We start from the raw sequence: 14,103 nt of genomic DNA, 5'->3' as shown, positions 1-14,103 counted from the left end.
CATTGATGTTTTGTTCAGGATCTACTCAATTAATATTTATTCAATATTCTCAATTTACAAGGAAAAGCCTGTGTGGTGGCAAAAATCAATACAATTAAGTGCAAAAGAAAGAGGATTTCATTTGATAACCGATGAAATTCTAGCTCAGTTATCTGAGCTCAAATCGGTCAACATTGGACTTCTCCATATTTTTATTCAGCACACATCCGCATCGTTAACCATTAATGAAAATGCAGATCATACCGTTAGGCAAGATTTTGAGTGTTTTTTTAATCAAGCGGTGCCTGAAAATGAACCTTATTACAAACACGACTATGAAGGCAGCGATGATATGCCTGCTCACTTAAAAAGTAGTCTGTTAGGGGCTAGTTTGACAATTCCGATTACTCAAGGCCAGTTAAACATGGGAACTTGGCAAGGAATATACTTGTGTGAACATCGTAATTTTGGGGGGAAACGAAGGCTAATAGTTACGTTGCAAGGAGAGTAGAAGGGGAAATTTATTAATAGAAATAAAAAACCCGATAGCATTAAACATAGAGTTGGCTATCGGGCTCGTCAATATGGGGACATTAAAGAAAAGCAGTGGCATAAATTAGGACTCCATCTAAAAAGGAAAGTTCTCACCAAAGTGAAATAAAAATGAAATTAGTTATTGAAATAGGATAAATAGCACAAAAAGAACAAAAAAAGTCACCGTAGCTATCAAATAGCGAGTATGACTTTTTTTGTTGGGTAGAAAATTAAGCGATTAGTCGTGATAATTATTTGTACAGATCGAGATGTTCTTTTGCATAAGCTTCGAAATCTGTGTAGCCACCGATAGGTGTTTCATCGATGAAAATTTGAGGAACGGTTTCTACTGGTTTACCGACGCTTTTAGACAAGTCTTCTTTAGAAATACCTTCAGCTTGAATATCCACATAGCGGTAATCAAAATCTTCGCGCTCATTTTTGAGTTTTTCAGCCAGTTCTTTCGCACGAACACAATATGGGCAGCCAGGGCGACCAAAAATGACAGTGTACATAATATCTCCTTTGTATTTTGGACTCAGATTTTAATCGTAACGGCTAATACTATGCCTACATCAGTTAAGAAATAAAAGTCGAATTTTCCTTTCATACCGATAGGGATTACATATAATTCAAGAGTAAACTGAGGATTACTGAAAATAACGCCCTGTAAAGTCTAAAAAGGAGGGGAAATGAGTAAGAAGCCCCAAAATATGATGCGCTCGTTAGCTGACATGCCAAAACCCGTTATTGTGCTAGAGGCTGTGGGGATTATTTTGTTAATTATTGTTTTATTGGTGACCAATGATTATATCACTTTGCCTGAGCCGATGATGCAACAAGGGGCTATTGTGACTTTGATTATGGTTGGTGTTGGTTGTTTAATTCCGGCAATGATTAATATAATTTGGCGCGCTGTGCATGGATTAAGCTTTCTTGGCATTGATAATCAGTCATCTTCAAAGACTCATTTGAAAAATACAATGATAAATGATGAAAAAAAGGATGAAAACGGTAAGTAGTGCTCGTTTTGCTAGCGTTTAAAGGGGGGATGTGTGAAAATTATCCGCTTTTCTGTTGGCACTTGCGGTATCATAGTTAGCAGATAAATATTACATCAGTTTTTACTTTGAGTTGAAGAAGGTTATTTCCCATGGATTCTATTTGTTACCCAGACATCTCACAGCTTCGTGCATGGCTAGACGAGCTCAAAACGTCTTATTTTGAGTGTGATTCGTGTTCTGCGTTACATTTACCGCACATGCAAAATATCGAAGGTATATTTGATGCGAAGCTAGATATTTTAAATAATGTTCTTATTTTATCAGCTTTAGCGGAATTAAAACCTACTGCTATCATCACGTTAGTGGCTAATATTAGCCAAATTAACGCAAGTTCGCTGACTGCTAAAGTTTTTCTTGAAATTAACAACGAAAACCTACCAAAATTAGTTGTTAGCCAATCATTTTCTCTTGAGCCTGGTATGACTTACCGTCAATTTTGTCATTTCTTACAACAAGCGGAAGATCAAATTGCTGCGATTGTCTTTGAAATTTTCAGCAATAATCTGTTGTATTCAAATCATGATGAATTTGAAGAAGAAGATAATGGGGAAAATGAAAGCTTAGAACCTGATCTTGACGATAAACCTTCGGTTATTATTCACTAAGTGTGATTGTGTTATTTTTGATACGGCTTGTTTATGACCGCTTGTTTATAATGCTGCCATTTTGCTGAAAACTAAACCTTGTAAATTTTTGCACCTACAAATAATTTGCCATTAATATTATACATTGTGAAAAATATGTACTGTGAAAAATACATGGCAAGAGAATGTCGTTCATGCCAATGGCTCGAGTTATCGCCGGAACAACAAATTGCCCAAAAACAAGATAATCTGCAGAATTTACTGCCGTACCTCGGGCCATCTATTTTTCTACCTCCAGTTGTAGGCTTACAAGAACGATTTCGTAATAAAGCTAAAATGGTGGTGAGTGGTAGCGTTGAAAAACCAATTTTAGGTATTGTTAATCGAGAAGGTAAAGCGGTAAGTTTAATTGACTGCCCTTTGTATCCGAAAGAATTCACGGCTATTTTTTCATTGCTCACGTCTTTTATTCTTCGTGCGGGTTTGACGCCCTATAATATTGAGCGTAAGCGTGGAGAATTAAAATATCTTCTTCTTACGCAAAGTTGGCATACGGGTCAATTTATGTTGCGTTTTGTTTTGCGGTCAGAAAAAAAATTAGCCCAACTTAAAAATGCGTTGCCTTGGTTGCAGGAACAACTCCCTGAATTATCGGTGATCACCGTTAATGTTCAACCTGTTCATATGGCGATACTGGAAGGTGAGCAAGAAATTATGCTCACCGAACAACATGTTCTACGTGAAGAATTCAATCAAGTTCCATTGTTTATTCGCCCACAAAGTTTTTTCCAAACCAATCCTGTTGTTGCTGCAAAGCTTTATCAAACGGCAAGAGAGTGGGTTAGGGAATTAAAAATTACCAGCTTATGGGATCTATTTTGTGGTGTGGGCGGTTTTGGTCTGCATTGTGCAGACAAAGAAACTAAATTAACAGGGATTGAAATTAGTGCGCCAGCCATTGCTTGTGCGCGCCAATCAGCTGCTGAATTAGGTTTACAACATGTTGAATTTCAGGCGCTTGATTCGACTAATTTTGCGACGAATCGTCAAGATATCCCACAATTAGTTTTAGTTAATCCCCCAAGGCGAGGGATTGGTAAAGCGTTATGTGATTATCTATCCCATATGCAGCCTGAATATATTCTTTATTCAAGCTGCAATCCACAAACGATGGCTCAAGATCTCGAACATCTTACGGGCTATCAGGTATGTAAAGTACAATTATTTGATATGTTTCCACACACGGCACATTATGAAGTGCTGACGTTATTAAAAAAAACAAATTAACCAATATCTAAAGACTATTGGCTATTAATAAAAAATCATATGGCAGTTTCTAGCGGAATTCTAATTTTAGTCACTGTGTTTTTTGTTGTATGAATAAAGCTATCGGCTGGGTTTTTATTATAACTTTTCTTTAAAATATTTTTTAATTTTATTACTTTTTTGCTAAAAGTATTTTTTTCTAATTCATAATTGCTATTAATTAATAGTGCGTTAGTTTTAACATTAATTTTAGCTATATTTTTATTGATTATTGTTACCATTCTATCAATATTCATGTCTTTAGACGTGATTTTTATATTGTGATTGAATCCATAAATTACACCTTTAATTATGTTTTTTTCTAGGTCATGGCGGGTTAATTGTAGTTTATAATTTTCTGATAAATCTAATTTTGCTTTATCTTTGATTAATGTTTTTTTATGTGATGTTGAACATCTTTAAGGTTTACTTTTGAAGGTGTTATTCGATTATTACTTCCTGATTTTGATTCTATTTCTTGTACATATACGACTGGCTCATCTAGGTCATTTTTATAAGCCTTACCTTCCTTATTAAAGTTATTTAAAACTCTCTCAAGAATCTTAATAAATTTTCCCTCATCATTAGTAGTGATAATTCCTTCATTAGGTTCAAAGAAATTATATATTGGCTTATTATATTTATCAAAATTTACAGATATTGCCATGCAGTGTTCTTTAACTTCAAATAAACAATAGTATTTTTTATTGTTACTTATCTTTCTTTCTATGTTTTCTTTTATTTTTGATATGGATATACACTCACCAGTATAAGAATTATTATTTTTATGATTAATTGGTTTAGTATCATCATTTATCAGTCCAGCATTTAGTTTCTTAGATGCCATTTTCAAATCAATGTATTGAGCGATAGCTTGATAAGCTATTTTTAAAAAACATTTTATTTCATCATTTGTTAGTATTTCATTTTTTTTTATTTTATTTTGAATTTCATTTTCGACTCTAATTTCAGGTAAGTGATTGAATTGTGAACTTCTTGATGATTCAATATATTCACCATATTTAGTAGATTTAGGGTTAGTCACACTGTCGAAGAAAAAATAAATATAATCGATTACTTCACTTTCATCAATTAAATGAATAGGGTTATTATAAGTATCTTTTATTTTGTTTTCTGTTATTATTTTTTTGATGAAATCAAAATTAGATTGATTTTTAGTTCTTATAGGTAAATTAAATTTATTCACATCTTCATACATTTCGTTGAAATAGTAAGATTTATCATAATCACTTTGATTATTTATACTTGTTGATATTAACTGGTCAAAATTAGCGTTACTAAATAATTTTATAGAATCTAGATAGTATTTTCTAAAAGTGTTTTTATTTTCATTTATACTATTTATGCAATTAAAAGAACCATTTATTTCATTGATATAATCTTTACCCTTGTTATTGTTTTCATACATAATAAAAGCATTTGATAATCCATGGCAAATGCCACGGGTTATGATACTTATATTGGCTATATTTGTGATTTTATGTGAAAACCGATGCGGAATTTCCTTTGCGATATAATTAATAACAGGGGCCTGACGAAAAGGTATATTGTACTTTAATATATTATTCATAATAATTATTCTCGGGATATATAATAATTATCTAATGTTACTTATAATCAATAAGTAATCTTTCAAAAAACAATGAAGTCATTCAAAATGAAAATTATTAATTTAATTTAGAGTTAAAGTTATATAAAATAAAAAAGCTCAGTTTTTACACCAAGCTTTCTGTTAATTTAATATACTATGTTAGCGGCTAATTGCGCTGTTCAAAGGCGAGGGCTTTGCGTTCAATAATACGCATTACAATAGTTAAGAGTGCATTCACCACCAGATAAATAATACCAGCGGCAACAAAAGCGGTGACATCCCACGTTTGACCAAATACTTGGCTACTGTAGCCCATGATATCAAGCATGGTGATCGTACTGGCTAATGACGTGCTCTTGAATATCAGTACCACTTCATTTGAATAGGATGATAGCGAACGCTTAAATGCATAAGGTAGGATAATACGCATTGTTTGCAGTTTACTCATCCCTAGAGCTTGGCAAGATTGCCATTGTCCTGAAGGGATAGCTTTAACCGCACCATGAAACAGTAATGTGGAATAAGCTGCACTGTTTAAGGCAAGTGCAACCATCGCACAAACCCAAGGGGTTGAAATAAAGTCCCATAACATTGGGTAATTCTGCAAAGATTTAAATTGGCTTGGGCCATTATAAATTAAGAAGAATTGAACCAGTAACGGTGTTCCCGTAAATAAGGTGATATACACTTTAACAGCTTGGGAAACAACGGGTGTTTTAAGGGATAAAATTAATGTGAACAGTATTGCCAATAAAAATGCGACAAATAGCGCACTAAATGTTAGTGATAAACTCGTCGGCAATCCCGGTAGAATTTTAATAATCAAATCTATCATTTCGATTCACTCCGCTCAAAACGAGTTGTGCGCAGTTCAATACGTTTTAGGACTAACTGGCTAACAATAGTAATTGCAAGATAAATAAGCCCAACAATCGCATACCAAGTAAAAGGTTCATTGGTACGATTAACGATAGTTTTGGTTTGTAACATTAAATCGTTAACACTAATCAGTGAAACTAAAGCGGTATCTTTAAGCAATACAAGCCATTGGTTACCAAGCCCCGGAAGGGCATGACGCCACATTTGCGGCATAATAAAGCGGAAAAATATGGTGCGTTTATTGAGACCAAGTGCAAGCCCCGCTTCCCATTGACCATAAGGAACTGCTTTTAAAGCCCCCCTTAGCGTTTGTGAAGCATATGACGCATATAGCAAGGCTAGAGCAATAACGCCACAAGCAAATGGGGTATAGTCGAAGTTACCACTATCAGCAAAGAAAATACTGGGATCAACTTGCAGAGTTGTTTGCCAAAAGCCGAGGTTAATCGCGATGCCATCGCCTAATAGGTTGATTAGTTGTAAGGTACCGAAATACACAAATAGCACGACTAATAATTCAGGTAAACCACGGATCAATGTGACTGTACAAGTGCCTAAAAATGCAACAGGCTTAAATCGTACAGATTCCCATGCAGTAAATAGCATAGCTAGGATTAATCCAAGTACCAAGGCAGAAACAGCAAGGCCGACGGTTATTCCGGCGGCGCTTGTTAAAAATAGAAAGTTGCTCATTAATAATTATCGATTATTGCTCAAACCATTTTTTATAAATAACGTCATAAGTGCCATCAGCTTTCACTTCTGCTAATGCCTTATTCATTTTGTCTAGTAGCTCTTTGTTGCCCTTACGGACGGCAATACCTAAGCCAATACCAAAGTATTGTGGATCTGTCACTTTATCGCCCACAGCCGCTAAGTTTTCATTGCCTTTTGTTTTAAGCCATTCATCAGCAACAGCAGTATCACCAAATACAGCATCAATACGACCATTTTGCAGGTCAGAAACTGCGGATTGGTAGTTATCATAAGGAACGGTTGTCATGCCTTTGTGTTGTTCCATGATGTATTTTTGATGGGTAGTCCCATTTTGTACACCAATTTTCTTATCTTTAAGCTGATCAACGGTTGAGATCTTTTCTTTTACGGCAATAAATTCCGCAGAGTTCGGGTAGTAAGTATCAGTAAAATCAACTTGTTGTTGACGCTCTGGTGTAATATCGATACCTGCCATTAACGCTTCAAAACGACGGAATTTCAAGCTTGGGATCAAACTATCAAAAGCTTGGTGTGTGAAGGTACAGTTGGCATTCATTTTTGCACATACGGCATTTGCAAGGTCAACATCAAAGCCAACGATTTGATTTTTGTCATTAAACATTTCAAAAGGTGCATAAGTTGCTTCAGTTGCAAAGCGGATAGTTTCTTTTTCCGCAGCAGTTGCAGATAGGGTTACAGCGCCTAGCAGCGCAGCTAATATAATTTTTTTCATCGCTTAATCCTAAATCTATTAGTGAGACAGATAGTTTGCAAATGCTTGAGTTTGAGGCGCCGTAAAATGGCTTGCATCCCCTTGTTCAACGATATGGCCGTTTTCCATATACACCACACGGCTAGCGGTTTTACGGGCAATCTCCACTTCATGAGTGACGATAACCTGTGTAATACCTGTTGCAGATAATTCACGTATAATATCAACAACTTGCGCTGTAATTTCTGGGTCAAGCGCCGCAGTTGGTTCATCAAACAATAATACTTGAGGTTCCATCATCAAGGCTCTAGCAATCGCAACACGTTGTTGTTGACCGCCCGATAAATGAAGTGGGAATCGCTCAGAAAATTGGGTCAAACGTAGGCGCTCTAGCAATTTATTTGCTTTAGCTTGTGCTTCTTGTTTGGATAGTTTCAATACACGACATGGCGCTTCAATTAGGTTATCCATTACGCTTAGGTGCGGCCACAGGTTGTATTGCTGAAAAACCATGCCGACATTTTGACGTAGTTCGCGGATAGCTTTTGCATCTGGCGCGGATGTAAAGTCGAAATGTTGCCCCACAATGTTCAAGTTACCTGAACGTGGCATTTCTAATAAATTCAATACGCGCAGCAAGGAGCTTTTACCAGCGCCACTGGGTCCGAGTAATACCATGGTTTCACCTGCTGAGCACTCAAGATTAATATCAAAGAGTGCCTGATGTGAACCATAGAAACAGTTTATGTTTTTTAATTGAATGCTCATGCTTACCAATAATATCCTTTTAAACTAGTTGAGATATTAATCCTGTAAGCATATTTATGCAATATTTTATGCATAAAAATTTAATTTTTACGCTGAAATTAGTCTTGCTTTGCGGTTAAATTCTCTATTTGTTGCTGCGCTGCAAGTTGTTTGTCCCGTTCGTAGGCAAGTTCACTAATACGTTGAGCCATTCCTTTAAAAATAAATAAATGGGCTGGCATCATGGCAAACCAATATAATAGGCCACAGAATCCAGCAGGGTGCCACCATGCTCTGACATCAATAGAGCGTCGACTTCCGCTATCATGAATTGTAAAAGTTAGACGACCTAATCCGGGGGCTTTCATACCAAATAAGAGACTTAACTGCTTATTTGGCTCGAGGTGGATCACTCGCCAACCATCAACTTCATCACCTAATTGTAAGTTTTCACGGTCAGGACGGCCATATTTGACTTTATTCAGCATCATGTCATCCATAATCGCACGGGTCTTCCACAGTCCATTAGCGTAAAAATAACCTTCTTTTCCACCAATTTGTTGTATGACATGCCATAAAGATTCAGGTGTTGCTGTTGTGCCGAGTGTTGCTCCGGCTTGTTTTGGATAAAAACCATAGCCCGGACGCCAGCGTTTTTTAACTTCAGGATCGTAACCCCAATCTGCGTTATCAATCGCGGCTGCTTCTTCGGCTAATGTGGTTCTCACCGCATCATCAAAAGAAACTAAATTTTGTGGGATGAGTTCACGCAAGGCTTTGTCATCAGCGGGAAGATCGTGCTGTAGTCCTTGAATAAGTTCTTTCGCAATAGAAGGAGGTACCGACGTAATCAGGCTAATGAAATGCACTGAGATCATGCTGACAGGGATAGGAAGCGGGATCAACAAACGGCGTTTACCACTGACCTTGATAAAACGTTTAAAGAGCTCTTGATAGCTAATGTACTCAGGACCAGCTGCGTCATAAATTTTGTTGTCTGTTGGCTCAATTTTAGCGATTTGAGTTAAGTAATGAAGAATGTTTTCGAGTGCGATAGGGGATGACTTGGAACGCACCCAGCGTGGTGGTGTCAAAATGGCTAGGTTGTACACCATATCCCGCATAATTTCGAAAGCCGCTGAGCCGGAGCCAACAATAATAGAGGTACGAATTTCGGTTACTGGAACTTTGCTTTCTCTTAGGATATCACCAGTCAGTTTTCTGGCAATAAGATGAGGAGAATAGCTGTGTCCATGTTGCAATGCACTGAGGTAAATAACCTGCTTAACATTTGAGCTATCGAGTGCTTGCTGAACATTACGTGCCGCGGTGCGTTCACGTTCAATCAGGTTTGCTTGGTCTGCCATGCTATGAACAAGAAAGTAGACTATGTCTATTTCATTCATCACATCTTTAAGGGTTTCAGGATCATGTAAATCAACATAGACACAACGCGCATCTTGCCATCCTTGAGATAGCATCCAGTCAATGCGCCTAGCAGCCGCAGTCACTTCATGCCCTTCATTAATCAATTTAGGGATAAGGTTTTGCCCAATATAGCCGCTAGCGCCTAACACTAAAACACGTTGTTGGTTAACCATGTTAATTTCCTGTTTCATATAAATTAACGGCTATTGTGACTGAAATTCTACTTATGTAAAGAATGCCATAAGAATTGGCGTAATAAGACTGAGAACGAAGCCATGAACGATAGCGGCAGGCACGATTGAAACACCGCCACTGCGCTGTAATACAGGCAGAGTGAAATCCATCGAAGTTGACCCACAAATACCAAGGGCAGTGGACCGATAACGGTTAATAATCAGTGGAATAAGCATAATTGCAGCGAGTTCTCGAGCAAGGTCATTAAAAAATGCCGCACTTCCCATTACTGGGCCGTATGCATCCGTCAGTACAATGCCCGTTAATGAATACCAACCAAAACCAGAAGCTAGTGCGAGCCCCATTTTAATCGGAATTCCCAGTATTAATGCTGCAATGACACCACCAGCAAGTGCGCTGACACCCATCACGAGAGCGATAGTTGTGCCACGACGATTGATTAAAATTTGTTTAATACTCATACCACTATTACGCAATTGAATACCCACAAGTAACAATAGGAGCATAAGGGCTATTTGGCTCCCTTTATCGGCGTAATGTAGAAATTTAAAACCAGTTAAACCGACTAAAAAACCAACCAGTAACACAACACATAATTGTAAGGATTCCAGTACCATCTTGAGACGAGATGGTGGTTTTTCTTGTTTGTGTTGCGGTATTTTCCATGGGTCGAGTTTATCTAGTATCAACAAAGCAATAAGATTAAGTGAAAAAATACAGCCAAAAAATGTAATGGCATAAAGTAAGATAGATATCAGATGAACGCTTAAGTTTTCAAGTAACGCGAGGGTAATTCCCATTAAAAATAAAATTACATACACCATCGAGTTAAGAGAACGATGAACAACATGAAGTATTTTTTTATTTTTAATAGAAATAAAGTAACCGAGTGTTAACGGTAGAAGAATAATGAGTAATCCTGAGTACATGGTTGCGTCCTTATAATCTATCCTATTAACAAGGGGTTGTGGCTTCAATGCTATTGATCACAAGTCTTTAATGACGGATATAATTTAACGTATGGTGCTAAAGCATTTTTTTGTTATAAACGTTTTTTTATCCGCTTGCTAACATAAAATAGGACAAAAACACTAAAAAATAAAGTTTAACCATTTTATAACACTACAAAAATATGCTCAACTTAGTTCGCTATAGTGTTGTGAAGATTTTTTATTTTGTGTGTGTGCTTATAGTAATAGATAAGGTTAATGAGTACGCTGTATTGAAGACTAAAATAGCAAGGAGAGGGATATGTATCTGGAGCGAGTAGAGATATATGGATTTAGAGGGATTAATCGACTCTCTTTAGTATTGAATAACAATACTGTGCTTATTGGTGAAAACTCGTGGGGTAAATCAAGTTTGCTTGATGCACTTGATATTCTGCTTTCCCCTGAACATAAAGATTATCAATTTAATCAACATGATTTTCATCAACCTACGGGCAATGATGAAAACGATACGCGTTTTCGCTCATTCCAAATTGTACTCAAATTTTGTGAAAGACACCAAGGCCGTCACCAATCCTTTAGATTTAAAAATTTATCATCTGTTTGGGTTGATAATAGCGATGGTTTAAAACATATATTTTTCCGTGTTAGCGCTGAATTAAAAGATGACAATAGCGTCACGATTGAGCGTAGTTTTCTAAATTCAGGTGGCAATAAATTATCATTAGATAATGTTGGCAAATACATTAAAGAGATTGTGCGTTTATATCCGGTGATCCGCTTACGAGATGCACGTTTTTTACCTAGTTTGAATCCAGAAACGATTGTTACAGGGCAAAAAGAAGTACGCGATGTGGTTAACAACCAAATAAAAGAGTTAACCCACGCACTGGTGGATAACCCTGAGCGTTTGAGTGATGAAGATCTCAGTGATGGTATTGATGCGATGCAACAATTACTGAGTCATTATTTTTCAGGTCAAAGCACCCACATGTTTAAACCTGATAACACACTTATTAATATTGAACCTCGTAAGCGCGGTTGGAAAGCGCTAGATAATATTAACCGCCTCGTTGCTAAACCAAACCAACGTAATATTCGATTGATAATACTCGGGATGTTTTCTTCGTTATTACAGGCAAAAGGAAATATCGTACTCGATAAGTACGCGCGTCCTTTAATTATTATCGAAGATCCGGAAACACGATTACACCCGATTATGCTGTCAATTGCTTGGGGCTTATTAAATCTGTTTTCACTACAAAGAATAACAACAACCAATTCAGGTGAGCTTTTATCTCAAGTTCCCGTTGAGAATCTTTGTCGTCTGGTACGTAATTCCAATAAAGTCTCGGCTTATCGTTTAAGTGAAAACGATTTGAGTCCGGAAGATCTGCGTAAAATATCATTTCACGTTCGTTTCAATCGTCCATCATCACTTTTTGCCCGTTGTTGGTTATTAGTTGAAGGTGAAACCGAAATTTGGTTGATGAGTGAATTTGCAAGGCAATGTAACTACTATTTTGAAACAGAAGGTATCAAAGTGATTGCTTTTGCACAAAGTGGTTTGAAGCCATTATTAAAATTTGCAAATAAAATGGGAATTGAGTGGCATGTACTCACGGACGGTGATGAAGCAGGTCGAAAATATGCAGCAACAGCGATGCACTATGCAAGTCAAATGAATGATCCCGACAGAGACCGACTGACGATGCTACAGGCACCCGATATGGAACATTTCCTATATCGTGAAGGGTTTAAAAGCCTTTATCATGAGATAGCTGAAATCCCTGAAAATGCCAAAGTCTCACCTCGGCGTGTGATTATCAAAGCGATATCTCGCACATCAAAACCAGATATGGCATTAGCAACAGTAAATCGCTCAGCAGAATTGGGACCAGATTCGATTCCATTACAGCTAAAAAGTATGTTTTCTAGGGTGGCTTGGTTGGCACGGGGTAAAGCTTATTAGCTTATGCTCTTCATATACTCTTCATACTTCAAGCCACATGGTTGTTGACGTGCGTTCAGCTACCCGAATCACATACTTGTGTATGCTCATCGGGATAGCTTCGCTTGTCGCTTACATGTGACTTGAATTATTTTGAGTATGACTATTTTAAATAGCATGGCGTATTGAACTAAAAGCAATTGATAATTATAACTTTTCAGATAAAGACTAATTATTAATCAATAGTACGTTTAACTAATCGATAAACTGTCTGATATATCATCGTTTTTTTAAGAGAGGGCGCCGCGCTCTCTTTTTGTTATAGGAATAATTTTTTAATGAAGGTGAAAGCAAGGAAAAAATGGCCAATTTATATATTGGTTATTTTGATTGTACTCGGAGCAATGGGGTTCTTTTTTAGCAATGATCAAAAAGAAGTTTTTCAAACTGTTGATGTAACACGAGGTAATCTGGATAAACAGGTATTGGCAACGGGCAAATTGGATGCCGTGCGTAAAGTTGATGTCGGGGCTCAAGTCAGCGGTCAGCTACAAACACTATACGTTAAAGAAGGGGATCAGGTTAAAAAAGGCGATTTGCTGGCGGTAATCGATCCGAAAAAAGCGCAAAACGACGTCACTGAAGCGCAAGAAACTATTCATGAATTAGAAGCTAATTTAGCACTGGTTCAAGCCGAATTAAAACTGGCACAAGTGACTTACCAACGTCAACTTAGCCTTGCTAAATTGCAGGTGGTTTCCAAACAAGATTTAGATAAAGCTAAAACCGATGTTGAAGTTAAAAAAGCCCAAGTAGCGACTTATCAAGCGCAAATTAAACGTAATCAAGCCACATTAGATACGTCGAAAACAAATCTAAATTACACCCAAATTACGGCGCCAATGGATGGTATTGTCACTTTTATTAAAACCTTACAAGGGCAAACCGTTATTGCAGCGCAAGAAGCACCAACGATTTTAACACTCGCTGATCTCAATACGATGTTAGTGAAAGCGGAAGTTTCTGAAGCCGATGTGATTTATTTAGAGCCTGGGCAACCCGCATCTTTTACGGTACTCGGTGCGCCGGATAAAAAATTTACTGGCGAATTGAAAGATATTCTTCCAACTCCTGAAAAAATTAACGATGCAATTTTTTACTATGCCCGTTTCGAAGTACCGAATCCTCAGCACTTATTAAAATTACAAATGACTGCCCAAGTTACTATTGAGCTGGACTCACATAAAAACGTTCTTTTGTTGCCTCTTTCAGCGTTAGGTGACGAGATTTCAGCGCAACTTTATGAAGTCGAAGTGCTTAATGGTGATAAAACTGAGAAAAAGCAGGTAGAAATTGGCAATCGTAATAATGTGTATGTCGAAGTGGTCAAAGGGCTAACCGAAGGTGAAAAAGTGGTTGTTGGGCGTAGTGGTGCGGAGAATTAAT

The 14,103-nt window shown here is 37.1% G+C and carries 15 protein-coding genes; 6 read left to right on the top strand and 9 right to left on the bottom strand.

Annotated features, from left to right (window positions below):
• The first annotated feature begins 70 nt into the window (after window positions 1-70).
• Window positions 71-490 carry a secondary thiamine-phosphate synthase enzyme YjbQ gene (locus tag DD649_RS00295; protein WP_294101205.1) on the top strand — a complete coding sequence of 140 codons (420 nt, stop codon included), beginning with the start codon at window positions 71-73 and terminating at the stop codon, window positions 488-490.
• Window positions 491-764: 274 nt separating this feature from the next.
• Here DD649_RS00295 and DD649_RS00290 read toward each other — a convergent pair whose 3' ends face one another.
• A complete protein-coding gene (locus tag DD649_RS00290) occupies window positions 765-1,028 on the bottom strand; it encodes a GrxA family glutaredoxin (RefSeq protein ID WP_294101202.1) in 264 nt (87 codons plus the stop codon).
• Between the two features lie 177 nt (window positions 1,029-1,205).
• Between DD649_RS00290 and DD649_RS00285 the strand changes: the two genes are divergently transcribed.
• The 3 genes from DD649_RS00285 to rlmC all read left to right on the top strand — a co-directional run bounded on the left by DD649_RS00285 (window position 1,206) and on the right by rlmC (window position 3,448).
• Window positions 1,206-1,535: a YbjC family protein gene (locus DD649_RS00285; RefSeq protein WP_294101199.1), complete on the top strand. Its 330-nt coding sequence runs from the start codon at window positions 1,206-1,208 to the stop codon at window positions 1,533-1,535.
• A gap of 131 nt (window positions 1,536-1,666) precedes the next feature.
• Window positions 1,667-2,182, top strand: coding sequence for a YbjN domain-containing protein (locus DD649_RS00280; protein ID WP_294101189.1), 516 nt, complete (start codon window positions 1,667-1,669; stop codon window positions 2,180-2,182).
• Window positions 2,183-2,317: 135 nt separating this feature from the next.
• Entirely contained in the window at window positions 2,318-3,448 is a 1,131-nt protein-coding gene (gene rlmC, locus DD649_RS00275; protein ID WP_294101187.1) for a 23S rRNA (uracil(747)-C(5))-methyltransferase RlmC, read from the top strand.
• A gap of 35 nt (window positions 3,449-3,483) precedes the next feature.
• On the opposite strand, the gene DD649_RS20025 is transcribed toward rlmC, so the two are convergent.
• The 8 genes from DD649_RS20025 to DD649_RS00240 all read right to left on the bottom strand — a co-directional run bounded on the left by DD649_RS20025 (window position 3,484) and on the right by DD649_RS00240 (window position 10,685).
• Window positions 3,484-3,723, bottom strand: coding sequence for a hypothetical protein (locus DD649_RS20025; protein WP_336428527.1), 240 nt, complete (start codon window positions 3,721-3,723; stop codon window positions 3,484-3,486).
• Between the two features lie 131 nt (window positions 3,724-3,854).
• A complete protein-coding gene (locus DD649_RS00270) occupies window positions 3,855-5,057 on the bottom strand; it encodes a hypothetical protein (protein ID WP_294101184.1) in 1,203 nt (400 codons plus the stop codon).
• Window positions 5,058-5,244: 187 nt separating this feature from the next.
• Window positions 5,245-5,913, bottom strand: coding sequence for an arginine ABC transporter permease ArtM (gene artM / locus DD649_RS00265; protein WP_294101182.1), 669 nt, complete (start codon window positions 5,911-5,913; stop codon window positions 5,245-5,247).
• Complete coding sequence (artQ, locus tag DD649_RS00260; RefSeq protein WP_336428523.1) at window positions 5,910-6,650, bottom strand: arginine ABC transporter permease ArtQ; 741 nt, start codon at window positions 6,648-6,650, stop codon at window positions 5,910-5,912. The genes artM and artQ overlap by 4 nt, the downstream gene beginning before the upstream one ends.
• Before the next feature lie 13 nt (window positions 6,651-6,663).
• Window positions 6,664-7,407 carry an arginine ABC transporter substrate-binding protein gene (artJ, locus tag DD649_RS00255; protein WP_294101177.1) on the bottom strand — a complete coding sequence of 248 codons (744 nt, stop codon included), beginning with the start codon at window positions 7,405-7,407 and terminating at the stop codon, window positions 6,664-6,666.
• Window positions 7,408-7,425: 18 nt separating this feature from the next.
• Window positions 7,426-8,154 carry an arginine ABC transporter ATP-binding protein ArtP gene (gene artP, locus DD649_RS00250; RefSeq protein ID WP_294101175.1) on the bottom strand — a complete coding sequence of 243 codons (729 nt, stop codon included), beginning with the start codon at window positions 8,152-8,154 and terminating at the stop codon, window positions 7,426-7,428.
• Between the two features lie 98 nt (window positions 8,155-8,252).
• On the bottom strand, window positions 8,253-9,734 hold the full coding sequence (locus DD649_RS00245; RefSeq protein WP_294101174.1) for a DUF2867 domain-containing protein: 1,482 nt from the start codon (window positions 9,732-9,734) through the stop codon (window positions 8,253-8,255).
• A gap of 51 nt (window positions 9,735-9,785) precedes the next feature.
• Window positions 9,786-10,685 carry a lysine exporter LysO family protein gene (locus tag DD649_RS00240; RefSeq protein WP_294101173.1) on the bottom strand — a complete coding sequence of 300 codons (900 nt, stop codon included), beginning with the start codon at window positions 10,683-10,685 and terminating at the stop codon, window positions 9,786-9,788.
• A 322-nt stretch (window positions 10,686-11,007) separates the two neighbouring features.
• Between DD649_RS00240 and DD649_RS00235 the strand changes: the two genes are divergently transcribed.
• Together DD649_RS00235 and macA are read left to right on the top strand one after the other, a co-directional pair.
• Entirely contained in the window at window positions 11,008-12,678 is a 1,671-nt protein-coding gene (locus DD649_RS00235) for a DUF2813 domain-containing protein (RefSeq protein WP_294101164.1), read from the top strand.
• Window positions 12,679-12,995: 317 nt separating this feature from the next.
• On the top strand, window positions 12,996-14,102 hold the full coding sequence (gene macA, locus DD649_RS00230; protein WP_294101162.1) for a macrolide transporter subunit MacA: 1,107 nt from the start codon (window positions 12,996-12,998) through the stop codon (window positions 14,100-14,102).
• Window position 14,103: the final 1 nt, after the last annotated feature.

Source organism: Providencia sp., from assembly GCF_003533305.1.
Lineage (GTDB): Bacteria > Pseudomonadota > Gammaproteobacteria > Enterobacterales > Enterobacteriaceae > Providencia.
Note: the sequence above shows the minus strand (reverse complement) of the source record. Positions and strands in the feature narration are given on the sequence as shown.

What these genes read in the sequence shown, in the direction of transcription:
- DD649_RS00270 (WP_294101184.1), bottom strand. Translation starts at nt 5,057, where the DNA reads ATGAATAATATATTAAAGTACAATATACCTTTTCGTCAGGCCCCTGTT.
- DD649_RS00290 (WP_294101202.1), bottom strand. Translation starts at nt 1,028, where the DNA reads ATGTACACTGTCATTTTTGGTCGCCCTGGCTGCCCATATTGTGTTCGT.
- DD649_RS00240 (WP_294101173.1), bottom strand. Translation starts at nt 10,685, where the DNA reads ATGTACTCAGGATTACTCATTATTCTTCTACCGTTAACACTCGGTTAC.
- artJ (WP_294101177.1), bottom strand. Translation starts at nt 7,407, where the DNA reads ATGAAAAAAATTATATTAGCTGCGCTGCTAGGCGCTGTAACCCTATCT.
- DD649_RS00245 (WP_294101174.1), bottom strand. Translation starts at nt 9,734, where the DNA reads ATGGTTAACCAACAACGTGTTTTAGTGTTAGGCGCTAGCGGCTATATT.
- artP (WP_294101175.1), bottom strand. Translation starts at nt 8,154, where the DNA reads ATGAGCATTCAATTAAAAAACATAAACTGTTTCTATGGTTCACATCAG.
- DD649_RS00280 (WP_294101189.1), top strand. Translation starts at nt 1,667, where the DNA reads ATGGATTCTATTTGTTACCCAGACATCTCACAGCTTCGTGCATGGCTA.
- DD649_RS00235 (WP_294101164.1), top strand. Translation starts at nt 11,008, where the DNA reads ATGTATCTGGAGCGAGTAGAGATATATGGATTTAGAGGGATTAATCGA.
- DD649_RS20025 (WP_336428527.1), bottom strand. Translation starts at nt 3,723, where the DNA reads ATGAATATTGATAGAATGGTAACAATAATCAATAAAAATATAGCTAAA.
- rlmC (WP_294101187.1), top strand. Translation starts at nt 2,318, where the DNA reads ATGTACTGTGAAAAATACATGGCAAGAGAATGTCGTTCATGCCAATGG.
- macA (WP_294101162.1), top strand. Translation starts at nt 12,996, where the DNA reads ATGAAGGTGAAAGCAAGGAAAAAATGGCCAATTTATATATTGGTTATT.
- artQ (WP_336428523.1), bottom strand. Translation starts at nt 6,650, where the DNA reads ATGAGCAACTTTCTATTTTTAACAAGCGCCGCCGGAATAACCGTCGGC.
- artM (WP_294101182.1), bottom strand. Translation starts at nt 5,913, where the DNA reads ATGATAGATTTGATTATTAAAATTCTACCGGGATTGCCGACGAGTTTA.
- DD649_RS00285 (WP_294101199.1), top strand. Translation starts at nt 1,206, where the DNA reads ATGAGTAAGAAGCCCCAAAATATGATGCGCTCGTTAGCTGACATGCCA.